General features: G+C 71.5%; 21 protein-coding genes and 1 riboswitch. Of the genes, 11 read left to right on the top strand and 10 right to left on the bottom strand.

All coding sequences use genetic code 11. The annotated features are described in order from the left end of the window. Positions 1 to 34: 34 nt before the first annotated feature. The 3 genes from HTZ82_RS22775 to HTZ82_RS22765 form a co-directional block, all read right to left on the bottom strand. On the bottom strand, positions 35 to 931 hold the full coding sequence (locus tag HTZ82_RS22775) for a LysR family transcriptional regulator (RefSeq protein WP_175411312.1): 897 nt from the start codon (positions 929 to 931) through the stop codon (positions 35 to 37). A gap of 203 nt (positions 932 to 1,134) precedes the next feature. Next, positions 1,135 to 2,268: a cystathionine gamma-lyase gene (locus HTZ82_RS22770; RefSeq protein ID WP_175411311.1), complete on the bottom strand. Its 1,134-nt coding sequence runs from the start codon at positions 2,266 to 2,268 to the stop codon at positions 1,135 to 1,137. A 2-nt stretch (positions 2,269 to 2,270) separates the two neighbouring features. After that, positions 2,271 to 2,651, bottom strand: a complete 381-nt coding sequence (locus tag HTZ82_RS22765; protein WP_175411310.1) for a phage holin family protein — start codon at positions 2,649 to 2,651, stop codon at positions 2,271 to 2,273. Between the two features lie 50 nt (positions 2,652 to 2,701). Between HTZ82_RS22765 and HTZ82_RS22760 the strand changes: the two genes are divergently transcribed. The 4 genes from HTZ82_RS22760 (at position 2,702) to HTZ82_RS22745 (ending at position 4,871) form a co-directional block, all read left to right on the top strand. Further along, positions 2,702 to 3,019 (top strand): cupin domain-containing protein, encoded by a 318-nt coding sequence (locus HTZ82_RS22760; RefSeq protein ID WP_175411309.1) that lies wholly within the window; start codon positions 2,702 to 2,704, stop codon positions 3,017 to 3,019. A gap of 146 nt (positions 3,020 to 3,165) precedes the next feature. Next, entirely contained in the window at positions 3,166 to 3,405 is a 240-nt protein-coding gene (locus tag HTZ82_RS22755) for a DUF5326 family protein (RefSeq protein WP_175411308.1), read from the top strand. A 134-nt stretch (positions 3,406 to 3,539) separates the two neighbouring features. Beyond that, the gene (locus HTZ82_RS22750) at positions 3,540 to 4,304 is read left to right on the top strand and encodes an IclR family transcriptional regulator (protein ID WP_175411307.1); all 765 of its coding nucleotides are present in this window, start codon (positions 3,540 to 3,542) and stop codon (positions 4,302 to 4,304) included. A 135-nt stretch (positions 4,305 to 4,439) separates the two neighbouring features. Further along, positions 4,440 to 4,871, top strand: a complete 432-nt coding sequence (locus HTZ82_RS22745) for an SsgA family sporulation/cell division regulator (protein WP_175411379.1) — start codon at positions 4,440 to 4,442, stop codon at positions 4,869 to 4,871. A gap of 119 nt (positions 4,872 to 4,990) precedes the next feature. Here the strand turns inward: HTZ82_RS22745 and HTZ82_RS22740 are convergent, their stop codons facing one another. Then, positions 4,991 to 6,382 carry a YibE/F family protein gene (locus HTZ82_RS22740; RefSeq protein WP_175411306.1) on the bottom strand — a complete coding sequence of 464 codons (1,392 nt, stop codon included), beginning with the start codon at positions 6,380 to 6,382 and terminating at the stop codon, positions 4,991 to 4,993. Between the two features lie 71 nt (positions 6,383 to 6,453). After that, positions 6,454 to 6,619: riboswitch (TPP riboswitch) on the top strand. Here HTZ82_RS22740 and thiC point away from each other — a divergent pair. After that, positions 6,613 to 8,391 carry a phosphomethylpyrimidine synthase ThiC gene (gene thiC / locus HTZ82_RS22735; RefSeq protein WP_217624458.1) on the top strand — a complete coding sequence of 593 codons (1,779 nt, stop codon included), beginning with the start codon at positions 6,613 to 6,615 and terminating at the stop codon, positions 8,389 to 8,391. It overlaps the preceding riboswitch by 7 nt. Positions 8,392 to 8,520: 129 nt before the next feature. Here thiC and HTZ82_RS22730 read toward each other — a convergent pair whose 3' ends face one another. The 3 genes from HTZ82_RS22730 to HTZ82_RS22720 form a co-directional block, all read right to left on the bottom strand. After that, entirely contained in the window at positions 8,521 to 9,255 is a 735-nt protein-coding gene (locus HTZ82_RS22730) for a hypothetical protein (protein WP_175411305.1), read from the bottom strand. A gap of 129 nt (positions 9,256 to 9,384) precedes the next feature. Beyond that, positions 9,385 to 10,563, bottom strand: a complete 1,179-nt coding sequence (locus HTZ82_RS22725) for a metallophosphoesterase (protein WP_375540851.1) — start codon at positions 10,561 to 10,563, stop codon at positions 9,385 to 9,387. Between the two features lie 182 nt (positions 10,564 to 10,745). Further along, positions 10,746 to 11,861, bottom strand: coding sequence for a LacI family DNA-binding transcriptional regulator (locus tag HTZ82_RS22720; RefSeq protein WP_175411303.1), 1,116 nt, complete (start codon positions 11,859 to 11,861; stop codon positions 10,746 to 10,748). Positions 11,862 to 12,211: 350 nt separating this feature from the next. Here HTZ82_RS22720 and hisC point away from each other — a divergent pair, with 350 nt between their 5' ends. Beyond that, on the top strand, positions 12,212 to 13,294 hold the full coding sequence (hisC, locus tag HTZ82_RS22715; protein ID WP_175411302.1) for a histidinol-phosphate transaminase: 1,083 nt from the start codon (positions 12,212 to 12,214) through the stop codon (positions 13,292 to 13,294). Positions 13,295 to 13,402: 108 nt separating this feature from the next. On the opposite strand, the gene HTZ82_RS22710 is transcribed toward hisC, so the two are convergent. Continuing rightward, complete coding sequence (locus tag HTZ82_RS22710; protein ID WP_175411301.1) at positions 13,403 to 13,777, bottom strand: cyclophilin-like fold protein; 375 nt, start codon at positions 13,775 to 13,777, stop codon at positions 13,403 to 13,405. 185 nt (positions 13,778 to 13,962) lie between these two features. Here HTZ82_RS22710 and HTZ82_RS22705 point away from each other — a divergent pair, with 185 nt between their 5' ends. The 4 genes from HTZ82_RS22705 (at position 13,963) to HTZ82_RS22690 (ending at position 21,621) form a co-directional block, all read left to right on the top strand. Continuing rightward, a complete protein-coding gene (locus HTZ82_RS22705) occupies positions 13,963 to 15,480 on the top strand; it encodes a cytochrome ubiquinol oxidase subunit I (RefSeq protein ID WP_175411300.1) in 1,518 nt (505 codons plus the stop codon). Between the two features lie 18 nt (positions 15,481 to 15,498). After that, positions 15,499 to 16,503, top strand: coding sequence for a cytochrome d ubiquinol oxidase subunit II (cydB, locus tag HTZ82_RS22700; protein ID WP_175411299.1), 1,005 nt, complete (start codon positions 15,499 to 15,501; stop codon positions 16,501 to 16,503). Between the two features lie 47 nt (positions 16,504 to 16,550). After that, positions 16,551 to 20,291 (top strand): thiol reductant ABC exporter subunit CydD, encoded by a 3,741-nt coding sequence (gene cydD, locus HTZ82_RS22695; RefSeq protein ID WP_175411298.1) that lies wholly within the window; start codon positions 16,551 to 16,553, stop codon positions 20,289 to 20,291. Between the two features lie 292 nt (positions 20,292 to 20,583). Then, entirely contained in the window at positions 20,584 to 21,621 is a 1,038-nt protein-coding gene (locus HTZ82_RS22690) for a M23 family metallopeptidase (RefSeq protein WP_375540853.1), read from the top strand. A 130-nt stretch (positions 21,622 to 21,751) separates the two neighbouring features. On the opposite strand, the gene HTZ82_RS22685 is transcribed toward HTZ82_RS22690, so the two are convergent. Next, the gene (locus HTZ82_RS22685; RefSeq protein ID WP_375540850.1) at positions 21,752 to 22,642 is read right to left on the bottom strand and encodes an HAD family hydrolase; all 891 of its coding nucleotides are present in this window, start codon (positions 22,640 to 22,642) and stop codon (positions 21,752 to 21,754) included. A gap of 134 nt (positions 22,643 to 22,776) precedes the next feature. Between HTZ82_RS22685 and HTZ82_RS22680 the strand changes: the two genes are divergently transcribed. Continuing rightward, positions 22,777 to 23,679 carry an LLM class flavin-dependent oxidoreductase gene (locus HTZ82_RS22680; RefSeq protein ID WP_175411295.1) on the top strand — a complete coding sequence of 301 codons (903 nt, stop codon included), beginning with the start codon at positions 22,777 to 22,779 and terminating at the stop codon, positions 23,677 to 23,679. 115 nt (positions 23,680 to 23,794) lie between these two features. Here HTZ82_RS22680 and HTZ82_RS22675 read toward each other — a convergent pair whose 3' ends face one another. Then, on the bottom strand, positions 23,795 to 24,343 hold the full coding sequence (locus tag HTZ82_RS22675) for an RNA 2'-phosphotransferase (RefSeq protein WP_175411294.1): 549 nt from the start codon (positions 24,341 to 24,343) through the stop codon (positions 23,795 to 23,797). Between the last annotated feature and the right edge of the window lie 59 nt (positions 24,344 to 24,402).

The following is a 24,402-nucleotide window of genomic DNA, read 5'->3' as shown; positions in this document are numbered from 1 at the left end:
TCTGAAACACCCCGGAAGGCCCTGCCACTCCCCGTCACCAGCCGGCCGCGGCCCGCAGCAGGGTGTCGTGGGCCCGCGCGATGTGCGACAGGGCCAGGGTGCCGGTGCGTACGACCAGGAAGTACGTCCGCAACGGCGGTACGGGCGGGTCGAGCAGCGCCACCAGACGGCCGTCGGCGAGGGCCGCCTCGCACAGATAGCGCGGCAGCACCGCCAGGCCGGCGCCCGAGACGGCGGACTCCAGGACCGCCCGCAGGTCCGGTACGACCACCGTGCCGGCGGCGGCGGGCTTCGACTCGAAGACGGCCGCCCAGTAGCGCGCCACGAACGGCAGCGACTCGTGCACCTCGACCACCGGCAACTGGTCCAGCACCACGGCGCCCTCCGCGAGCAGCACGTCCGGCGCCAGCCGCGCGGCCCAGCGCGGCGCGGCCACCAGGACGTGCTCCTCGTCGCACAGCGGCGTCGCGGTGAGCAGCCCGCCCCGGGGCCTGGCCGTGGCGACGGCCAGGTCGTGACGGCCCGCGGCGAGCCCGTCCAGGCTCTCCTCCGCCGCGCCGAACAGCGACGTCCGGAGCGTGAGCCCCTCGGAGAGGAGCGGCGTCAGCGCCGGTAACGCCCGCAGCGACACGAACTCGGGCGGGCCCGCCACGTGCAGCGTCCGGGCGCCGACGCGCCCGTGCAGTCCGGTCTCGGTGATCTCGACCAGGGCGTCCAGGTGGGGGGCGGCCCGGTGCGCGAGCTCGTCGCCGACGGTCGTCGGGGTGACACCGCGGGCCCGGCGCAGGAACAGCGGACGCCCGAGCTGCCGCTCCAGCGTACGGATCTGGCTGGTCACGGCGGGCTGCGAGAGGCCCAGGAGGGCGGCGGCACGAGTGAAGGAGCCGGCTCGGTGCACCGTGACGAAGGTCCGCAGCAGGTGCAGATCCATGCGCCTCCCTCCCCCCGCTCCTCTCGCCGTCACCCTCCCCCAAGGCCGTACAACTATAAATATGTCGATAGGTCGCTGTCGCTAGCGTGATTGGACACTGACGTAGAGTCAACTAGCCTGGTTCAGGCGGGCTTCGGGCACACAAGCAGGACGGTCCGAGCCACGAGGGGGGAGGCTCGGACCGTCCGTTCTGCGTATGCCGGCTAGCGCCCCGCAGCCGCGTCGAGGGCGCGCAGCACGTCGGCCACCAGGTCGTCGGGGTCCTCCGCGCCGACCGAGAAGCGGATGAAGCCCTCGGGCACCGCGTCCCCGCCCCAGCGCCCGCGCCGCTCCGCCGTCGACCGCACGCCACCGAAGCTCGTCGCGTCGTCCACCAGCCGCAGTGCGTCCAGGAACCGCTCGGCCTGCTCCCGGTCCGCCAGCACGAACGACACGACGGAGCCGAAACGCCGCATCTGGCCCGCCGCGACCTTGTGCGACGGGTCGCCCGGCAGCCCCGGGTGGCGCAGCCGCGTCACGTCGTCGCGCCCCGCCAGGGCATCGGCCAGCACCAGGGCGTTGGCGCACTGCCGCTCCACCCGCAGCTGGAGCGTGGCCAGCGAACGGTGCGCCAGCCAGGCCTCCATGGGCCCCGGGATCGCCCCGGTGATCTTGCGCCAGCGCCGGACGGCAGCCGCGAGGGCCGCGTCGCGGCAGGTCACATGGCCGAGCAGGATGTCGCCGTGCCCGGTCATGCCCTTGGTGTCGCTGGCCACCGAGAAGTCGGCGCCCAGCTCCAGCGGCCGCTGGCCCAGCGGCGTGGCCAGCGTGTTGTCGACCGCGACCAGCGTGCCCCCGGCGTGCGCGGCGGCCACCAGCCGCCGGATGTCGCACACGTCTAGGCCCGGGTTCGACGGCGTCTCCAGCCACAGCAGCTTCGCGCCGTCCAGGACGGCCAGCTGGGCGTCGCCGCCGGTCGGCGCGGTGCGCACCTCGATCCCGTACGCCTCCAGCTGCTCGCGCACCAGCGGCAGCGCCTGGTAGCCGTCGTCCGGGAGCACGGCCACGTCACCGGCCCGGAGCTGTGAGAACAGCACCGACGAGACGGCGGCCATGCCCGACGCGAACACCACGGTCCGCGCACCGGCGTCGCCCGGCGCCTCCAGTTCGCCCACGGCCCGTTCCAGGTGCGTCCAGGTCGGGTTCTCGTCCCTCCCGTACGTGTAGGGCCCGGTCGGGTCACCGGGCAGGTGGTAGTGCGCGGCGAAGACCGGGCCCGGGAGCGCCGGCTCGTACTTCACCGGCTCGGGCAGCCCGGCCCGTACGGCCCGGGTGCCGTCGCCCCAGTGCTCGGCCATCGTCAGTCCCGGCCGTCGGGCAGGACGACGTTCAGCGCCCACGACACGACCGAGATGATCAGGCCGCCGAGCACCGCGGTCCAGAAGCCCTCGACGTGGAAGCTGAGGTCCAGCTTGTCGGCGAGCCACGAGGTCAGCAGCAGCATCAGGGCGTTGACGATCAGCGTGAACAGGCCGAGTGTCAGCACGAACAGCGGCAGTGTGAGGATCTTCACGACCGGCTTGACGAGGAAGTTCACGACACCGAACACCAGGGCCACCAGGAGCAGGGTCCACGCCTTCTTGGCGGTGCTCTCCCCGGTCAGGGTGATGTTCTCCAGCAACCAGATCGCCACGGCCAGGGCGCCTGCGTTCGCGAGCGTCTTGACTACGAAATTCATCATGTGTCTGATCGTGGCAGACGAGATCGGACCAAGGCAGGGGCGTACGGGCGATGAAAGCATTCCGGCTGGACGAACTGGAGGCGGAGCGCATCGCCAACAACGGTGCGTATCTGCGGTTTCTCCGGGAACGCAACATGTCGGTCGGCCTGTACGCGCTGAACGCCGGCGAGCTGGACCCGCAGCAGCCGCACAAGGAGGACGAGGTCTACTTCGTCGTCAGCGGCCGCGCCTCGATCACGGTCGGCACCGAGACGCGGCAGGTGGGGCGGGGCAGCGTCGTCTACGTGCCCGCCGGGGTGCCGCACAAGTTCCACCACATCACCGAGGACCTGCGGGTCATGGTGGTGTTCTCTCCGCCCGGGAGCTGACCGCCCGCCCTGATCTCCCTAGGGGTCGGTTCAGGGGAGTTCGAGGGATACGGAGCCCCCGCGGCGCCCGCCGCCCGCCCTAGCATCGGAGGCCAGGAGCCCTGAACGGGCCGAAGGACGACGTCTCAAGGAATGAGGGCAGGGCCATGGCGGTAAAGGAACTTCTCGCGGGGTTGCCGTGGTGGGTGAAGTGGGTGGCCATACCCGTCATCGCCGTGGCCGTCTTCGGCGGAATGATCGCGACCGCGGTCTTCTTCGTGATCGGTCTGCTGTTCAAGGTGCTCGTCTTCGTCGCACTCGTCGGTGGACTGATCTACGTCGTACGGAGGTTCAGCGGGGCGTCGTCTTCGTCCTCGTCGTCTTCGTCGTCGCGCTCCGACTGGTGACGCCGGCGCGCCGTTAGCCCGCTTGGGGGAACGGCCCCGGCAGGGCTCACCCCCGGATGGAGGCTGCCATTAGAGTGGCAGGGCTTCTACGGCCCTTGGAATCAAGGGACATGCCCTGGGGGTGACCTTCGGTCATGGCTTCGACTTCCACTGCCCCAACCCTGATCGGCTCGGTGCAGCGGGCGCTCAGACTTCTGGAGGCCGTGGGTTCCCACGCCGGCGGCGCCCCGGCCAAGCAGCTCGCGCGTGAGACCGGGCTGCCGCTGCCCACCGCCTACCACCTGCTGCGCACCCTCACGCACGAGGGCTATCTGCTGCGCGACAAAGGGGTGTTCGTCCTCGGCGAGGCGGCCAAGCGGCTGGGAGCCGCCGGAGGAGCGCAGAATCGTCGCAGCAAGATCGAGGGCTCGCTGGCGCACTGGCGGGACGCCATCGGCGTGCCCGTCTACTTCGCCGTCTACCGGGACGGCGAGATCGAGGTGGTCGCGGTCTCCGACACCCCGGCCAAGCCCGCCGTCGACGCGTGGGCGGACTTCCGCGAGACCGGCCACGCGCATGCGATCGGCCAGTGTCTGCTGAGCCAGCTCGACGAACGATCCCGCCAGGACCACCTCGACCGTCACCCGGTCGAGGCCCTCACGCCGTACACGGTGCGTGACCGTCACACGTTGCTCGAGAAGCTCAGCCGTTCGCAGCCGACGCTGCCGTTCGTCGAACGCCAGGAGTACGCACTGGGCACGGTCTGTGCCGCCATCCCGATCACCGCAGGCTCTGGAGCTGCGGCGATGGCCATTTCCGTGCCCCTCCACCAGGAGGAGCGACTGCTGCCCGCGGTCGAACAGCTGCGGAGTGAGATCGGCAAGCTGCTGAGTTCCTTCGCCTTCTCTATCAGTATCTGAAAAATCACTCCTTGTGATCTGCCAGCCCGTGCAGGACGATTGCGCCAAGAGGGCCAGGAGGGATCATTCCTGGCCGTTTTCATCACCACTGCGTACAGAACTGCTTCACGACATTCAGCTACAGCGGGGTACATGATGCGCGAGTCGGTTCAGGCCGAGGTCCTGATGAGCTTCGTCGTCTCGGAGGAGCTCTCCTTCAGGATTCCGGTCGAGCTCGGGTACGAGACGAGGGACCCGTTCGCGGTCCGGATGACGTTCCATCTGCCCGGCGATGCCCCGGTGACATGGACGTTCGGCAGGGAGCTGCTCGTGGACGGGATCAACGAGCCGGCGGGCGAAGGTGATGTACGGATCGAGCCGGCGTGCCCCGACGAGCTCTCGGACGTCAGCATCCGGTTGCGTGTCGGCGTCGACCAGGCGGTGTTCCGGGCCAGCGCACCGCCGCTCGTCGCGTTCCTCGACCGTACGGACAGGCTGGTGCCGCTCGGGCAGGAGAGCACGCTGGGCGACTTCGACGACGACCTGGACGAGGCGCTGGGCCGCATCCTGGCGGAGAACGCCGGCTGAACGACCGCGCCCCGGGCCCCGGGGCGGGGGGCCCGGGGCACGGCACCTCGGCGGCCCATTTCCCCGGGGCATCGCCCCCGGCGCACCGGCAGCCCGGAGGCCCGGAGGGCCAGGCACCGTTACCGCTTGCGCCGCCGGCCGCGCCCCGTCCGCGCCGTCGGCGCGCCCGCTCCTGAGGGGCCCGCCGCCGGCCGGTCCGCCGAGACGACCAGCGCCGCGAGGCCCGTCGTCACCGGCACGGACGCCACCAGGCCGATCGAGCCGACCAGTGTCCGTACGATCTCCTGCGCCACCAGCTCGCTGTTGGCGACCGTTCCCACGCTGCTCTCGGCGATCGAGAAGAGCAGCAGCAGCGGCAGTGCCGCACCCGCGTACGCCAGGACCAGCGTGTTCACGACGGACGCGATGTGATCGCGGCCGATCCGGATGCCCGCCCTGTACAGAGCGCGCGGCCCCATCCGTGGATCCGCCTGGTGCAGCTCCCATACGGCGGACGTCTGTGTCACCGTGACATCGTCGAGCACACCGAGCGATCCGATGATGACGCCGGCCAGCAGCAGACCGGACATGTCGATACTCGGGTACAGCCCGTGGATCAGGCCCGTGTAGTCGTCCGTGTTGCCGGTCAGCCGGGCCCAGCCGATGAACAGCGAGCCCAGCAGGCCGATCAGCAGCAGTGAGATCAGCGTGCCGAGCACGGCCACGGATGTCCGCGCGCTGAGTCCATGGCTCAGATACAGCGCGATCAGCATGATGGCGCTTGCCCCGACCACCGCCACGATCAGCGGGTTCGAGCCCTGCAGGATGGCCGGCAGGATGAAGAACGTCAGGAAGATGAAGCTGGTGCCCAGGGCCGCCAGGGCCATGACGCCGCGCAGTCGTCCCACGGCGACCACCGCGAGCGCGAACAGCCCGGCCAGCAGCACCAGCGGGAACTTCCGGTTGACGTCCGTGACCGAGTACTGGAGTTCCTCCGGGGCGTCCGGCGCGTATGCCACGATCACGCCCTGGTCCTGTTCCAGCTGCCGAGGGGCGTCCGGCTGAACGATCTCCGTGAACTTCCGGCCCGTGTGGGGACCGGTCGTGACCTCGATCGTCACGCGTTTGCACTGTCCTTGCTGGGCGTTGACCGCCTCGCGTCCCTGCGGGGTGCTGGTGTCGCCCGTCGGCGGAACCTGGGCGGCGTTCACGTCCTTGCAGTCGACCCGCTCGACCTCGACGACCTTGCCCTGCTCGGTCTGCCGGTCGAAGCCGACGCCGGTGCGCTCGTGCGCCGGGGCGCCGCCCGGCCAGAGCACGGTCAGACCGACGAGGACCGCGGTGGCGAAAGGAATCAGTACCGCGGCGATGACCTTGCGCAGATGCTTGGAGACGGGCGCGGCCGGCCCATGGCTGTGCGCGTGGACGTGCCCGAGGACGTCGTGCTCCGGACGGTGTCCCGGACCTGGCGCGGAGCCGTGCTCGGGACCCTTCTCGGGACCGTGTTCCGGGTGCTGAGGCAAGGAAGTCACCGACCGATCATCGCAAGAACGCCAGGGGCCCCCTGTTCAGCATGGCCGGAAGGACGCTAGCGTGGTGACACCTTTGCACACGCGGGAGCTCGGAGCACCGGGCTGAGAGGGCGCTGATCTCGTCTTCGCGTGTTTCACGGTTTCACGTGAAACATCGCCGACCGACGGGAGCCGCTGCGCCGACCGCCGAACCTGTTACCGGGTAATGCCGGCGTAGGGAGTAGGTCAGGATGACCGTTCAGGACGCACGCACGCCTGCCTCCAGCACCGAGGAGAGCGGGAAGTCCATCGGCTGGCACAAGGGATATGTCGAGGGTTCGCGCCCCGACCTCCGGGTGCCGGTCCGGAAGGTGCACCTCACCAACGGCAAGGACGTCACGCTGTACGACACGTCCGGGCCGTACACCGATCCGAATGTCGAGACCGACGTACGCCGTGGGCTGACGCCCCTGCGCGAGAACTGGATCATCGGCCGCGGCGACACCGAGGAGTACGCGGGGCGGCCGGTACGCCCCGAGGACGACGGCATCAAGCACACCTCGCCGCGGGGCGGCCTGCGCAACCTCGACGCCGTCTTCCCGGGCCGGCCGCGGCAGCCGCGGCGGGGCCGTGACGGGCAGGCGGTGACCCAGCTCGCGTATGCCCGCCGTGGTGAGATCACGCCGGAGATGGAGTTCGTCGCGATCCGCGAGAACGTATCCCCGGAGGTCGTACGCGAGGAGATCGCGGCGGGGCGGGCCGTGCTTCCGGCCAACGTCAACCACCCGGAGATCGAGCCGATGATCATCGGCAAGAGGTTCCTGGTGAAGGTCAACGCCAACATCGGCAACTCCGCGGTCACCTCCTCCATCGAGGAGGAGGTGGAGAAGATGACCTGGGCGACCCGCTGGGGCGCGGACACGGTCATGGATCTGTCCACGGGCCGCAACATCCACACCACGCGTGAGTGGGTGCTGCGGAACTCGCCGGTGCCCATCGGCACCGTGCCGCTGTACCAGGCGCTGGAGAAGGTCGACGGGAAGGCCGAGGAGCTGACCTGGGAGATCTACAAGGACACGGTCATCGAGCAGGCCGAGCAGGGCGTCGACTACATGACCGTGCACGCGGGCGTGCTGCTCCGGTACGTGCCGCTGACGGCGCGCCGCAAGACCGGCATCGTGTCGCGCGGTGGGTCGATCATGGCCGCGTGGTGTCTGGCGCACCACAAGGAGAGCTTCCTCTACACGCACTTCGAGGAGCTCTGCGAGATCCTGGCGCAGTACGACGTCACGTACTCGCTGGGCGACGGCCTGCGGCCGGGGTCGATCGCGGACGCCAACGACGAGGCGCAGTTCGCCGAGCTGAAGACGCTCGGCGAGCTGAACACGATCGCCAAGCGGCACAACGTCCAGACCATGATCGAAGGCCCGGGACATGTCCCGATGCACAAGATCAAGGAGAACATCGACCTCCAGCAGGAGATCTGCGAGGAGGCGCCGTTCTACACGCTCGGCCCGCTGACGACGGACGTCGCCCCGGCGTACGACCACATCACGTCCGGTATCGGCGCGGCGATGATCGCGTGGTGGGGTACGGCGATGCTCTGCTACGTCACGCCCAAGGAGCACCTGGGCCTGCCGAACCGCGACGACGTGAAGACGGGTGTCATCACATACAAGATCGCGGCGCACGCTGCGGATGTCGCCAAGGGGCACCCGGGCGCCCAGGAGTGGGACGACGCCCTGTCGGACGCGCGGTTCGAGTTCCGCTGGGATGACCAGTTCAACCTGGCCCTGGACCCGGACACGGCACGGGAGTTCCACGACGAGACGCTGCCCGCGGAGCCGGCGAAGACGGCGCACTTCTGCTCGATGTGCGGGCCGAAGTTCTGCTCCATGAAGATCTCGCAGGACATCCGTCGGGAGCACGGCGGCGATCTGAAGCGGGACGAGATCGAGGCCGGGATGGCGGAGAAGTCGAAGGAGTTCGCGGAGAGCGGGAACCGGGTGTACCTGCCGCTCGCGGACTGAGGGCCGGCCGAGGGCTGAGGGCCGACGGAGGGACCGCCCGCCAGGAACCCCCGTCGGTCCCTGCTCCGGGCGGTCCCCTGGGGACGGTCCGGAGCACGGCCTTCGTACGAGTCGGGGCCTTTCGCGTCCTCAGTCGCTGCGGGGTTCGGGGCCCGTCAGGTCCGGGCTGGTGAAGCCTGGGCGGGGGAGGCGGTCGAGGGGCTCCGGTGAGGGCGCCGGGGTGCCCGGTTCGGTGAGGGCTTCGCGGAGGAAAGGGAGGATGCCGCGTTCCAGGAGGGCGTGGCGCCAGGCCTCTCGGGCGCGGGATATCTCGTCGGGCAGGTCACCGCCCGGTTCATCCGGGGCGGGCACCTCGGTGGAGCGGTTCCGCAGGGCCGTGACCAGGATTCCCGCTGTGGCGGCCAGCAGCCCGGCCGCCGTGACGGCGGCGAAGAACCAGCCGGCGGCCAGGAGCGGCTCCGCGAAGTCCGGCGGCGGGTCCAGCATTTTCAGCACGTACCCCACGAGTAGGAAGATGACCGCCGCCGTGCCCGCCAGGATCGGCGCCAGGACGGTGACGACGACGCCGAAGCCCGCACCGGGTGTGGTCTCGTCGCCCGGTCCGCCCAAAACCGATGCCATGACGGACACGCCCGTCGGTCTGCGGTGCTCCTCGCGCACCCGCACGAAGTGGTCGTACTCGGTCGCTGCGGCCGCGCTGATCAGCGCCGAGGCGTCCAGTGCCATGGTGCGCAGCTGTTCGGAGTTGAGGCGCTGTCCGATCCCGGCCAGATCCGGGCGCTCGGACGCGTTCCGCAGCGTCTCGTCGAGCAGCCGCTCGTAGTCGGCACGGTCCTCCGGCAGCAGATGCGGAGCCTTCTTCATGTGCGATCCCCCGATACTCCCGTGGGGCCTGGAGGCCCGCGTAGAAACGGCAGTTGGGCACGCCGATGGTAGAGCCGTTACAGCGAGGGGTGACAGAGGGTTTCCGGAATTCGCCTGCCCCGACTGCTCTCAGTTATGCAGCGGAAGCCGGACGACCAGCAGTTTTCCGGCCATGGTCACTCCGCCGTCCATGGCGATGGCCAGCCCGTCCGCGTACACGTGCGGCCCCTCGACCGTGGGGCCCGCGCTCTCGCCGGCGCCGCCGTCCTCGGTGCCCACCTCGCCGAGCAGGTACGGGATGGGGCTGTGCCCGTGGACGACGCGCTGCCCGCCGTACGCCGCGAGCAGTTCCCGTACGGCGTGGGAGCCGCCCTCGTCGCGGAACGCGAACCGCTTGGTGAACTTGCGGAACAGGTCCCAGCACTCGTCGGCGTCGTTGCGGGTGAGGATCTCGTGGACGGTGTCGTTGACGTCCTCGATGGTGTCGCCGTAGTCGAGGTACGCGGTGGTGTCGGAGTGCAGCAGGAGGTGGCCGTCCTGCTCGACGATCGCGTCGAGGCGGGACATCCACTGGATGTGGACGTCCTGGAGGCGGTCCATGTCGCTCTTCTGGCCGCCGTTGAGCAGCCAGGCCGCCTGGAAGGTGGCCGTGCCGGCGCCCGAGTTGACGGGTGTGTCCCCGAACCGCTTGGCGCCGAGCAGCAGGAGCTCGTGATTGCCCATCAGGGCCTTGCAGTAGCCGCCCGCGGCCGCGGCCTCGGCGGACAGGCGCATGACGAGGTCGATGACGCCGATGCCGTCGGGGCCCCGGTCCGTGAAGTCGCCGAGGAACCAGAGGCGGGTGTTGCCGGCGGCCCAGTGTCCCTCGGCGTCGATGAGGCCCTGTTCGCGCAGGGCCGCGACGAGTTCGTCGAGGTAGCCGTGGACGTCACCGACCACGTACAGCGGGCCGGGGGTGTGGCCCGGCTGCCCGGCGCCGGCGGGCGCGGTGGCGGGCGGCGGGGTGACGGCGACTTGGAGCGTGTCGCCCCGGTTGATCACCGGGAGGTCCCGCGCGGTGGGCGTGTACCCGTCGGGGTACTCGCCCTCGGGCACGACGTTGCCGGGGTGCCCGGCGCTCGGCGGCTGCTCCTGAGGCGCCTGCGCTGCCTCAGGCGGCTGAGCCTGCGGAGGCACCTGAGGCTGCGGAGGTGCCGAGTGACCCTGCACGGGCACCTGGGCGTACGGAGGTACGCGGAAGTCGCGCAACGTCGCCGTCCGCACCACGGGTCCCTGACCGGCCCCCTGTGTCATCGACCCCTCCACCACCGTCGCGACGCCCTACACCTCGCGGACCGGCCTGGTCGGGGCGGCCCGCGGTGTCGTGCGCCCATCATAGGAATGAGGCTTGTGCTGTGTGACGCACCAGGGGTGGTGAATCAGGATGCACGCCTGGTTCACCGGGTTGTTTCGCCCCAATTGGGAAGGTCTGGCCTGGTGGTGTACGGGGATCAGTCCTGGCGCGGTGAGCGGGGCGGGCTGACCGTCGTACGCGGCGGCCTGCGCTGCGACGACGTCCGGATGATCAACTCCGTCGGTATCACCTGCTCGAGCGGCCGGTCGCTGTCGATGCCCTCGATCGCGTCGATCAGCAGCTGCACGACCGCCGTGCCGATCCGCCGCGGCTTCAGCGACAGCGTGGTGATCGGCGGCTCGGTCGTGGCGTACACGGTGGACTCGCTGCAGCACACGAGCAGCAGGTCGTCCGGGACGCGCAGCCCGTACCGCCGCGCCGCCGCCAGCAGGTCCGTACCGTTCGGGTCGAACAGGCCGTACACGGCGTCGGGCCGGTCGGGGCGCGCGAGCAGCCGGTCGGCGGCGACCGCGCCCGCGCACGGGTCGTGGGCCGGGTACGACTCGTACACCGGGTCCTGGCCGACGCGTTCGCACCAGTTGAGGTACGCGGTGGTGGACAGCCGCGTATAGGTGTCGGTGGTGGTGCCGGTGAGCAGCCCGATGCGGCGGGCGCCCGCGGCGGCGAGGTGGTCGAGCAGTCCGAGGACAGCGGCTTCGTGGTCGTTGTCGACCCAGGCGGTGACCGGCAGCGTCCCGGCGGGGCGTCCGTCGGAGACGACGGGCAGGCCCTGACGGACGAGTTCGGTCACGACCGGGTCGTGGTCGGACGGGTCGATGACGACGGTGCCGTCGAGGGCGACGTTCGACCAGACGTCGGCGGGGCTGCGGCGCGAGGTCGCGGGGAGGATCACGAGGGCGTAGCCGCGGGCGAGCGCGGCGGAGGTGGCGGCTCTGGCCATCTCCGCGAAGTACGCGAATTCGGTGAAGGTGAAAGGTTCATCCCCGTACGTCGTCACGGTCAGGCCGATGAGTCCTGACTTGCCGGTACGGAGCGTGCGGGCGGCGGCGGACGGCCGGTAGCCCAGCCGGTCGGCGACCTCGCGGACGTGGCGGCGCGTGGCGTCCGGGAGCCGGCCTTTGCCGTTGAGCGCGTCGGAGACAGTCGTGATGGAGACGCCGGCCGCGGCGGCCACGTCCCGGATGCCCGCGCGCCCCTGCCGGCTGCCCCGGGTCTGTGCCCGGCTCACCTGGTGCTTCCCTGCTGCTGTCATGGCGTGCCGATAGTAGGGGCAGCGGAGGCGGTTGGGACGGTCGCATATTCACTCGTTGACAGGCACGTTTCTGCATGGTCGCGACACGTCAACCGTAGGGAATCCCAAGGAACTTGGCGGTTCTCGGGGTCGGCCGCGGGTTGTTCGCGCTCGGGGGACGGGCCGCTGGACGTGGTTTCGAAGAGTCCGCAACTCACCTCTACGGGGGATGCGCGCCACGGCGCAGGCCACCGGCGCGCGCCCTCCCGTGTCGCGCTCCCCCCTCCCAGGACCGGTCGGCCATTCGCAGGAGCGCGGAATCCTCATAAGGTGTGCAGTATCGGTGGTACATACGGTCGAGGAGGACCACAGTGAGCGAGACCAGCCCCAAGCTGCGCGCCGTGCTGGACGACATCCCCACGTACAAGCCGGGCAAGCCGGCCGCCGCCGACGGCCCCATCGCGTACAAGCTGTCCTCCAACGAGAACCCTTACCCGCCGCTGCCCGGCGTCCTGGAGAGCGCGCTGGCCGCGGCGCACGGCTTCAACCGGTACCCGGACATGGCCTGCACCGGTCTGATGAACGAGCTGGCCGAGCGGTTCGGGGTGCCCGTGACGCATCTGGCGACCGGCACCGGCTCGGTGGGCATCGCCCAGTCGCTGGTGCAGTCCACGGCCGGGCCCGGTGACGAGGTCATGTTCGCCTGGCGCTCCTTCGAGGCGTACCCGATCATCACGCAGATCAGCGGTGCGGCCGCGGTGAAGGTGCCGCTGACCGCCGGCGCGGTGCACGACCTGGACGCGATGGCCGAGGCGATCACCGACCGCACGCGGCTGATTTTCGTCTGCAACCCGAACAACCCGACGGGCACGGTGGTGCGCCGGGCCGAGCTCGAGCGCTTCCTGGACCGGGTGCCGTCCGACGTCCTGGTCGTGCTCGACGAGGCGTACATCGAGTTCATCCGGGACAGTGGGGTGCCGAACGGCATCGAGATCTACCGGGACCGGCCGAACGTGGCCGTGCTGCGGACCTTCTCCAAGGCGTACGGTCTCGCCGGCCTGCGCGTCGGGTTCGCGATCGCGCACGAGCCGGTGGCGGCCGCGCTGCGGAAGACGGCGGTGCCGTTCGGGGTGAGCCAGCTGGCGCAGGACGCGGCGGTGGCCTCGCTGCGCGCGGAGGACGAGCTGCTGGGCCGCGTCGGCTCGCTGGTGTGCGAGCGCACGCGGGTGTACGACGGGCTGACCGCCCAGGGCTGGACGGTGCCCGAGACCCAGGCCAACTTCGTGTGGCTGGGGCTGGGGGAGCGGACCGTGGAGTTCGCGGCCGCCTGTGAGAAGGCCGGTGTGGTGGTCCGGCCGTTCCCCGGCGAGGGGGTCAGGGTGTCGATCGGCGAGGCCGAGGCGAACGATCTGTTCCTGCGGACCGCCGAGACGTTCTTCAAGGAGAAGTTCTGAAGGTCTGAACGTCTAACACGTGGACACGTCTGACACGTCTGACACGTCTGAACGACTGAGCGGCAGGCGGGGCGGCCGGGCGGCCGGACCGAGGCCCGCGTGCGAGCGTCAGTCCGTGACGAGTTCGACCCGGATCGGGTCGCCGTCGCGGACCGTGGCCAGGACGCGCGGGTCGTCGTCGAGGCTGCCGAGGATGTTGCACGGGCTGGCCAGGCGGCACTCGTCGCCGCGCGAGATGGGGGTCGGGCCGTACGGCAGCGCCAGCGCGTCCCCCTCCGTCCAGAAGGCCACCGTGCCCGGCTCCACCACCTGCCGGGCGTCCGGCTCCGGCGCGGTGGAGACGGGTGTGTCGAAGTAGACCTCTTCGCCCCAGGTCCGGGCGGTGGAGGTGATCGGGAGAACCCCTGCGAGCGCCTTGCTCGTGGGCGTTTCTTCGATGGTCGCGGTCGTGTGCCCTGCGGGCCAGGAGATGTGGATCTGCATGCCGCGAATTCAACAAGATGTTGAAGTTCAGCGGAAGGGGGACCCCCGGATCGAGCTGCGGATTTCGTGTGAGTCATAATAGCTTGTGATTGTGAACGCATTCACAAGCTCGCCAGGTTCCGGATGGTTCCTCCCAAGATCCACCGGAACCGGCGGGCTGCACCAGGCCGTAAGGAGAAGCTGTCGTGGACCTGGCTCTGGCGCCAGAGACGCTGGCGCGGTGGCAGTTCGGTATCACCACCGTCTACCACTTCCTCTTCGTCCCGCTGACCATCTCGCTCGCCGCACTGACCGCCGGTCTCCAGACGGCCTGGGTGCGGACCGGTAAGGAGAAGTACCTCAGGGCGACCAAGTTCTGGGGAAAGCTCTTCCTGATCAACATCGCGATGGGTGTCGTCACCGGCATCGTGCAGGAGTTCCAGTTCGGTATGAACTGGTCGGACTACTCACGGTTCGTCGGTGACGTCTTCGGAGCACCCCTCGCCTTCGAAGCGCTGATCGCCTTCTTCTTCGAGTCCACGTTCATCGGTCTGTGGATCTTCGGCTGGGACAAGCTCCCGAAGCGGATCCACCTCGCCTGCATCTGGATGGTCTCGATCGGCACCGTCCTGTCCGCCTACTTCATCCTGGCGGCCAACTCCTGGATGCAGCACCCGGTCGGCTACCGGATCAACGAGGAGAACGGCCGCGCCGAGCTCACCGACTTCTGGGCGGTCCTCACCCAGAACACCACGCTCACCCAGGTCTTCCACACCATGTCCGCGGCCTTCCTCACCGGTGGCGCCTTCATGGTCGGCATCGCCGCGTACCACCTGGCCCGCAAGAAGCACGTCCCGGTGATGAAGAGCTCGCTACGGCTCGGCCTCGTCACCGTCGTGATCGCCGGAATGCTCACCGCCGTCAGCGGCGACCTGCTCGCCAAGGTGATGTACAAGCAGCAGCCCATGAAGATGGCCGCCGCCGAAGCCCTCTGGGACGGCGAGGGCCCGGCCCCCTTCTCCGTCTTCGCGTACGGCGACGTCGACAAGGGGCACAACAAGGTCGCCATAGAGATCCCCGGCCTGCTGTCGTTCCTCGCCAACGGCGACTTCGACTCGTACGTCCCCGGCATCAACGACACCAACAAGGCCGAGCAGGAGAAGTACGGCCCCGGCGACTACCGGCCCAACATCCCCGTCGCCTACTGGTCCTTCCGCTGGATGATCGGCTTCGGCATGGCCTCCTTCTCCCTCGGCCTGCTCGGGCTGTGGCTGACCCGCAGGAAGTTCCTGCTGCCTGCGGCGGTGCGACGGGCGGCAGACGACGAGGACGAGGTGCCGCACCTCGTCCTCCTCAGGAAGCCGCTCAGCCCGAAGCTGACCAGGCTGTACTGGTGGGTCGCCCTGTGGACGCTCGCCTTCCCACTGATCGCCAACTCCTGGGGCTGGATCTTCACCGAGACGGGCCGTCAGCCATGGGTGGTCTACGGCGTGCTGCGCACCGCCGACGCGGTCTCCCCCGGTGTCTCCCAGGCCGAGGTCCTCATCTCGATGACCGCCTTCACGCTGCTGTACGCGATCCTCGCCGTGATCGAGGTCAAGCTGCTCGTGAAGTACGTCAAGGCCGGCCCGCCCGAGCTGACCGAGGCCGACCTCAACCCGCCCACCCGGATCGGCGGCCACGACCGTGACGACGCCGACCGGCCCATGGCCTTCTCGTACTGACGGAAGCGGAGCTGAGGCATGGAACTCCCCACCATCTGGTTCGTACTGATCGCTGTCCTCTGGATCGGCTACTTCTTCCTCGAAGGCTTCGACTTCGGGATCGGCGTCCTGACCAGGCTGCTCGCCCGTGACCGGGCCGAGAAGCGGGTCCTCATCAACACCATCGGCCCCGTCTGGGACGGCAACGAGGTGTGGCTGCTGACCGCCGGCGGCGCCACCTTCGCCGCCTTCCCCGACTGGTACGCCACCCTGTTCTCCGGTTTCTACCTGCCGCTGCTCGTGATCCTGCTCTGCCTGATCGTGCGGGGCGTCGCCTTCGAGTACCGGGCCAAGCGCCCGGAGCCGCGCTGGCAGGAGAACTGGGAGCGGGCCATCTTCTGGACCTCCCTCATCCCGGCCGTGCTGTGGGGCGTGGCCTTCGGCAACATCGTGCGGGGCGTGAAGATCGACGCGTCCAAGGAGTACGCCGGCACCCTCCTCGACCTCCTCAACCCGTACGCGCTGCTCGGCGGGCTCGTCACGCTCACCCTGTTCACCTTCCACGGTGCGGTGTTCGCCGCTCTGAAGACCGTGGGCGACATCCGGGAGCGGGCCCGGAAGCTGGCGTTCGGGCTCGGCCTGGTCACGGCCGCACTCGCCGTCGGCTTCCTGGCGTGGACGCAGGTCTCGCGGGGCGACGGGACGAGCCTGGTCGCGATGGCCGTCGCCGTCGTGGCGCTCGCCGGGGCCGTGGGTGCGATCCGCGCCGGGCGGGAGGGATGGTCGTTCGCCCTGTCGGGTGTGACGATCGCCTCCGCCGTGGCCATGCTGTTCCTGACGCTCTTCCCGAACGTCATGCCGTCCTCGCTGAACCCGGACTGGAGCCTGACCGTGAGCAACGCGGCCTCCAGCCCGTACACCCTGAAGATCATGACCTGGTGCGCGGCGATCGCCACGCCGCTGGTGCTGCTCTACCAGGGCTGGACCTACTGGGTGTTCCGCAAGCGGATCGGCACCCAGCACATCGCCGACACCGCCCACTAGTGCCCGCCGGCGCCCGTGGGGGCGCCCATCGGTAGGGGATGTTTCACGTGAAACCGATCGACCCGCGTCTGCTCCGGTACGCCCGGGCCACCCGGCTGTTCCTGGCCGCGGTGGTGCTCCTCGGCCTGATCGGGGCGGCGCTGGTCATCGCCCAGGCCATGCTCATCGCCGAGGTGGTGGTGGGGGCGTTCCAGCGGGGCCTGGGTGTGTCCGCGCTGGGGACGCCGCTGGTGCTGCTGGCCGGGGTCGCGGTGGGGCGGGCACTGGTCGCCTGGCTGACCGAGCTCGCCGCGCACCGGGCGAGCGCCGCCGTGAAGTCCGAGCTGCGGGGTCGGCTGCTGGAGCGGGCGGCCGCGCTGGGGCCGGGCTGGCTGAGCGGCCAGCGGACCGGGTCGCTGGTGGCGCTGGCGACGCGGGGCGTGGACGCGCTGGACGACTACTTCGCCCGCTATCTGCCCCAGTTGGGGCTGGCCGTGGTAGTCCCGGTCGCGGTGCTGGCGCGGATCGTCACCGAGGACTGGGTGTCGGCGGCGATCATCGTGGTCACGCTGCCGCTGATCCCGATGTTCATGGTGCTCATCGGCTGGGCCACGCAGGCCCGGATGGACCGGCAGTGGAAGCTGCTGTCACGGCTGTCGGGCCACTTCCTCGACGTGGTGGCCGGGCTGCCGACGCTGAAGATCTTCGGGCGGGCCAAGGCCCAGGCGGAGTCGATCAGGGCGATCACGTCCGAGTACCGGCAGGCGACGCTGCGGACGCTGCGGGTCGCGTTTCTGTCGTCGTTCGCCCTGGAGCTGCTGTCGACGCTGTCGGTGGCGCTGGTCGCGGTGGGCATCGGCACCCGCCTCGTCCACGGGGACCTGGACCTGTACACGGGCTTGGTCATTCTGATCCTCGCGCCCGAGGCCTATCTGCCGCTGCGGCAGGTGGGTACGCAGTACCACGCGGCGGCGGAGGGACTCTCGGCCGCCGAAGAGGTCTTCGCGGTGCTGGAGGCGCCGGTGCGGGCGGGTGGCACGGGTGCGGTGCCGGGCGGGGGCAGCACCGGTGCGGTGCCGGGCGGGGGCGCTGGTGTGGTGCCGGGCGGGGGCGCTGGTGTGGTGCCGGGCGGGCCGGTGCGGATCGAGCTGGACGCGGTGACGGTACGGCATCCGGGGCGGCGCGAAGCGTCGTTGGACCGGGCGTCGCTGGTGGTGGAGCCCGGTGAGACCGTCGCCCTGGTCGGTCCGAGCGGGGTCGGCAAGTCGACGCTGCTCGACACGGTGCTGGGCTTCGCCGTGCCGGATTCCGGGACGGTACGGGCCGGGGGCGAGGACCTGTCGACGCTGGACCTGGAGCGTTGGCGGGAGCGGATCGCGTGGGTGCCGCAGCGGCCGTATCTGTTCGCCGGGACGGTCGCCGAGAACGTCCGCCTGGCGCGGCCGGACGCGGACGACGCCGACGTGCGGGACGCGTTGCGGGACGCGGGCGCGGATTTCGTGGACGGGCTGCCGGACGGTGCGGACACCGTGCTCGGTGAGGACGGGGCCGGGCTGTCGGCCGGTCAGCGGCAGCGGCTGGCCCTGGCCCGGGCGTTCCTGGCGGACCGGCCGGTGCTGCTGCTGGACGAGCCGACCGCCGCGCTGGACGGTGCGACCGAGGCGGCTGTGGTGGATGCGGTGCGGCGGCTCGCCGTGGGGCGGACCGTGCTGCTCGTGGTGCACCGGCCGGCGCTGCTGGGTGTCGCGGACCGGGTGGTGGCGCTGGAGCGGGGGCGGGGTGGCGGAGAGGCTGCTGCCGGGTCGTATGCCGGCGGAGGCGCCGATGCCGGTGCCGGTGCGGGTGCGGGTGCGGGTGCGGGTGGGGGTGCTGGCGCCCGTGGTGGTGTGCGTGCCGGTGCCGATGGCGGTTCCGGGAAGCCGGCGGTCGCGGATGTGTCCGTCGGGGCGGACATGGTCGACGACGCGTTCGGCGTGGTGGGCGGGCTGTACGGAGCGCATGCCGCGCCCGCGGACGTGGCGGAGCCGGTGTCCGAGCCACCGGAGCGGGGATGGCGCGGGCGCGTGCTGGCGCGGGTCCGGGCGTCGGCCGGGGAACTCCGGGGGCGGCTCGGCCTCGCGCTGCTGCTCGGCAGCCTCGCGCTCGGGTCGGCGGTCGGGCTCATGGCCGTGTCCGGGTGGCTCATCTCCCGCGCGTCGGAGCAGCCGCCGATCCTGCACCTGATGGTGGCCGTCACGGCGACCCGGGCGTTCGGTATCGGGCGGGCGGTGTTCCGGTACGCGGAGCGGCTGGTGTCGCACGACGCCGTGCTGCGCATGCTCGCCGCGCTGCGCGTCGCCGCGTACCGCCGCCTGGAGCGGATCGCACCGGCCGGGCTGCGCCGTACACGCCGCGGTGACCTGCTGTCCCGGCTGGTCGCGGACGTGGACGCACTCCAGGACTACTGGCTGCGGTGGCTGCTGCCCGCCGGGACGGCGCTGGTCGTCGGCGCGGGCGCCGTCGGGTTCACCGCCTGGCTGCTGCCCGAGGCGGGTGCCGTGCTGGGGGCCGGGCTGCTGGTGGCGGGGGTCGCCGTGCCGGCCCTGGGCGGTGCCGTGGCCCGGCGGGCCGAGCGGCGGCTCTCGCCGGCGCGGGGCGTGCTCGCCACCCGGGTCGTGGACCTGCTGCGCGGGTGCGCCGAGCTGACGGTGGCGGGTGCGCTGCGGAGCCGTATCGCGCGGGCCAGGGATGCGGACGGCGCGCTCACGCGGATCGCCGCGCGCCAGTCGGCGGCGACGGCGCTCGGCGGCGGGCTGACCGCGCTCGCCTCCGGGCTGACCGTGGCGGCCGCCGCGCTGGTCGGCGCCCAGGCCGTACGGGACGGGCGGCTCGGCGGCGTCGCGCTGGCCGTCGTCGTCCTCACCCCGCTCGCCGCGTTCGAGGCGGTCATGGGCCTGCCGCTCGCCGTGCAGTACCGGCAGCGGGTGCGGCGCAGTGCGGAGCGGGTGTACGAGGTGCTCGACGCGCCCGTGCCCGTACAGGAGCCGGAGCGGCCCGCGGCGACGCCCGACTCGCCGTTCCCGCTGGAGCTGCGCGGGATCGCCGCCCGGCACCCCGGCCAGGAGCGCGACGCCCTGGAGGGGTTCGACCTGCGGCTGGAGGCCGGGCGGCGGGTCGCCGTCATCGGCGCGTCCGGGTCCGGCAAGACCACGCTGGCGCAGGTGCTGCTGCGGTTCCTGGACGCGCGTGAGGGCACGTACCGGCTGGGCGGCACCGAAGCGGCGGCGCTCGACGGGGACGACGTACGCCGGTTCGTCGGTCTGTGCGCCCAGGACGCCCATGTCTTCGACAGCTCCGTACGCGAGAACCTACGCCTGGCCAGGACCGACGCGAACGACGACGCGCTGCGCCGGGCGCTCGCCGGGGCGCGGCTCCTGGACTGGGTCGACGGCCTGCCGGACGGTCTCGACACGCTCGTCGGCGAGCACGGGGCCCGGCTGTCCGGCGGGCAGCGGCAGCGGCTCGCGCTGGCCCGCGCGCTCCTGGCCGACTTCCCGGTGCTGGTCCTCGACGAGCCGGCCGAGCACCTGGACCTCGCCACGGCCGACGCGCTCACCGAGGACCTGCTGGACGCGACGCGGGGCCGTACGACGGTGCTCATCACGCACCGGATGCGGGGGCTCGACGCGGTCGACGAGGTCGTCGTCCTGGACGCCGGCCGTGTCGTACAGCGCGGTCCGTACGCCGAACTCGCCGCTGTGGAGGGGCCGCTGCGGCGGACGCTGGAGCGTGAGCGGGCGGCGGACGAGGTGGGACGGCGGCTGCGGTAGGCGGGCGCGGCTCCGGGAGGCGCGGGCCGGCCGGCGGGATTGGCTAGCGGGTCGGCGACGGGTGCCGGGGCGTACTCGGATGGCGGCGGGCGGTGTGGGCCGGACGGTCGTACGTGTGTAGGCCGGTCGGCGGTACAGGGCCGACGAGTGCGGCCGGGTGCCGGAGAAGCACTGGCCGAGGGGCCACCATCCCAGGATGTGCCTCTCTCACGAACGGCGGCCGCTGCTCGTGTCGGCGCTGTCCGCCCTGCGGTGGTCGGCCGTGCCGCCGCCGGCCGCGCTGGTCATCCCCATGGTCGCGCTGCTGGCGCTGTTCGGGCTGTTCGGGCGGGCGCCCGTGGCCGTTGCCGCGCCCGCGTCCGGTTCCGACGGGCCATCGGTGAGCGCCGAGGTGGCGCGGCTCTTCGAGGAGGCGGCCCGGATCACCGAGCGCTACGAGAAGGGGCGGCGCGCGGCCGACGAGCAGCGGGCGCGCGCCTCCCTGCTTCAGGAGGACCTGCGCGAGAAGCGCCGCGAACTCCTGGTGCTCCAGGACCGCGTCGGTGAGATCGCCCGCGCCCAGTACCGTGCGGGCGGTTCCCTCGCGGGCACCGCGCGGCTGTTGCTGGCCCGCGACCCGGAGGACGCGCTGCACGTGGAGCGGACCGCGCAGCAGGCGGACCAGGCCGTCACCCGGCTGATGGAGCGTACGGGCCGCGCCGAGCGGCGGCTCGCGTCCGCCGAGAGCCGGGCGCGGGCGGCGTGGCGCGACCTGAACCTGCGGCAGACGCGGCTGGCCGCGGTGAAGCGGGACCTGGAGACGCGGCTCGAACAGGCGCAGTGGCAGCTCCAGGCGCAGGCCGACCGGAGCGTGGCGGCCGGTAGCTGCCGCGGTGCGGAACGGCCGGCCCGTACGGAGCGGGCCCCCGCCGGCCGGGTGTGGGTTGCGCCGGTCGCCGAGGAGGACGGCTACACGCTGTCCGCGGGCTTCGCCAGCGCGGGCAGGCACTGGGCGCACCGGCACACGGGGCAGGACTTCGCCGTCGCCATCGGCACGCCGGTGCGGTCCGTGGGGGCGGGACGGGTCGAGCGGGTGTCGTGCGGGGGGCCCTTCGGTATCGAGGTCGTGGTGCGGCACGCGGGCGGCTGGTACTCGCAGTACGCGCACCTGGCGTCGGTCGCTGTCGACCAGGGGGAGGCGGTCGCCGTCGGGCAGCAGGTCGGCCAGGCCGGGACGACGGGCAACTCGACCGGCCCCCATCTGCACTTCGAGGTGCGCCTCACCCCGCACCTCGGCTCGGGCGTCGATCCCGTGGCCTGGCTGCGCGAACACGGGGTGGTGCTGGGCTGAGGAGGGTGGGACCGCCTGGCTGACCGGGTGGGCCGCCGTCAGCGCCGGGGCGTCACCGGGTGCTCACGGGCCCGCCGTCAGCGCCTCGGCGTCACCGGGTGCTCACGGGCCCGCCGTCAGCGCCTCGGCGTCACCGGGCGCTCAGGATGTCCTCGATGACCGCCGCCACGCCGTCCTCGTTGTTGGCGACCGTCCGTCCCGACGCCGCGGCCAGTACGTCCGGGTGGGCGTTGCCCATCGCGTACGACGTCCCCGCCCACGACAGCATCTCGATGTCGTTCGGCATGTCGCCGAACGCCACGACCTCGTCCGCCGAGATGCCGCGCTCGGCGCAGCACAGGGCGAGCGTGCTGGCCTTGGAGACGCCCAGGCCGCTGACCTCGATCAGGGCCGTGGGGCTGGAGCGCGTGATGGTGGCGTGCCGGCCGGCCGCCGCGCGAGCCAGCGCGAGGAAGCCGTCGGGCGTCAGCTCGCGGTGGAGCGCCAGCAGCTTCAGCAGCGGCGCGCCCGTCCCGGGCTCGTCCTCGTGGAGCAGCTTCTCGGCGGGGCCGACGACGAGGGCCTGGTCCAGGCTGAGGGGCGGGTAGTCCGGCTCGTGGTGGATGCCGGTGGTGAACTCCATCGCGAACGCCGTGCCGGGAGCCTCCCGGCGCAGCGCCTCTATGACGCCGAGCGCGGTCGCGCGTTCCAGGGACCGCACTTCGAGGATCCGGCCTCCGGCGTGGAGGTCGACCACGGCGGCTCCGTTGGAGCAGATCGCCAGGCCGTGGCCGTGTACGTGCTCGCTGACGACGCCCATCCAGCGGGCGGGGCGGCCGGTGACGAAGAAGACCTCGATGCCCGCGGCCTCGGCGGCGGCGAGGGCCGTGACCGTACGCTCCGAGACCGACTTGTCGTCCCGCAGAAGCGTTCCGTCAAGGTCGGTGGCGATCAGCCGCGGGCGCCGGCGGGGCGCCGGGAGGGCGTGTGTCCCGGCGTGGGTGCGGGCACGCGGATGAGGAGTCGTCGTCGGTGAGGTCACCGCTCCATTGTCCCGTACAGCGGCACCCGAATGTGCACGGACGTGCGAAAGGGTGCGCATTTGAGCCGCACGACCGTGCGGACACATGACACGAAGGAAAGGGGAGCCTCTGCGGCGCCCGTAGGCTCTGAGGCATGAGTCTGCGCCTGAGCACAGTGATTCTGCCGGTACGGCCCTGGCACGGCGGCGGCCGCGATCAGTGGACGCGCGCCGAGGAGCTCGGCTTCCACGCCGCGTACACGTACGACCATCTGTCGTGGCGCACCTTCCGCGACGGTCCGTGGTTCGGCGCGATCCCGACCCTGACCGCCGCCGCTGCCGCCACCCGGACCCTCCGCCTCGGGACGCTCGTCACCTCGCCGAACTTCCGGCACCCGGTGACGCTCGCCAAGGAACTGATCTCGCTGGACGACATCTCGGGCGGCCGGATCACCCTCGGTATCGGGGCGGGCGGCAACGGCTTCGACGCCACCGTGCTCGGCCAGGAGGCGTGGACGCCGCGCGAGCGCGCCGACCGCTTCGGCGAGTTCGTGCCGCTCCTGGACCGGCTGCTCACCGAGCGCGCCGTCAGCCACCGGGGCACCCACTACTCGGCCGAGGAGGCACGCAACGTCCCGGGGTGCGTGCAGAGCCCCCGCATCCCGTTCGCCGTCGCCGCCACGGGGCCGCGCGGTATGAAGCTCGCCGCCCGGTACGGGCAGGCCTGGGTGACCACCGGCGACCCGAAGCTGTTCGAGACCGGTACGCCCGAGCAGTCCGTCGACGCCATCCGGGGCCAGATCGAGAAGCTCGGCAAGGCGTGTGCCGAGTACGGCCGTGACGGCGGGGCCATGGAGAAGGTGCTGCTCACCGGCTTCACGCCGGACCGGGGCACGCCGCTGACGTCGCTCGACGCCTTCGTGGACTTCGCGGGGAAGCACAGGGAACTCGGCATCACCGAGATCGTTCTCCATGCCCCGATCCCGGACTCGGACTTCGCCGCCGACCAGGCGGTCTTCGAGAAGATCGCCACGGAGGGCCTCGCCCAGCTGGGCTGAGGCGCAGGCTCAGGCGCTCAGCTGAGGCGCCCGGGGCCGGGGCGGGGGCGGGGGCTGGGCGGGCCGACCGGGTCGGGTGACCGGCGGGGCCGGGCGATGCCAGGCCCGCCGCCGGTCAATGCGGGAAGCGCAGGTACGCCACGGGCACGGCGTCCGTGAGCCAGACGCCGTTGGCGCTGACGTGGAAGACATGGCCGTCGCGGTGCATCGCGGCCGCGTCCACGGCCAGCACCACCGGCCTGCCCCGGCGGGCGCCGACGCGGGTCGCGGTCTCCCGGTCCGGCGACAGGTGGACGTGGTGGCGGCTCATGGGCCGCAGCCCCTCGGCGCGGATCGCGTCCAGGCTCCGGGCGACCGTGCCGTGGTAGAGGTACGCGGGCGGGGCGGCGGGCGGCAGGTCCAGGTCGACCTCGACGGTGTGGCCCTGGTTGGCCCGGATACGGTCGCTGTCCGCGTCGATCGTGAAGCGCCGCTTGTCGTTGACGGCGACGACGTGCTCCAGCTCGGCGCGGCTGATCCGCATGCCGTGCCGGTCCATCGCCCGCAGCAGATCGTCGATCGCCACCCAGCCGTGCGGGTCGAGGACGAGGCCGATGCTCTCGGGCTGGTGGCGCAGATGTCTGGAGAGGTACTTCGACACCTTGACGGTGCGGCGTTCGTCCATGGCGGCAGGGTGGCACCGCTGTGCCGTGGGCGTCACGCGAATTCCCGGCTGCCGCGTGG

The organism is Streptomyces sp. TRM64462 (assembly GCF_013362995.1).
Classification (GTDB): domain Bacteria; phylum Actinomycetota; class Actinomycetes; order Streptomycetales; family Streptomycetaceae; genus Streptomyces.
This window is presented reverse-complemented; position numbering and strand designations above follow the sequence as displayed.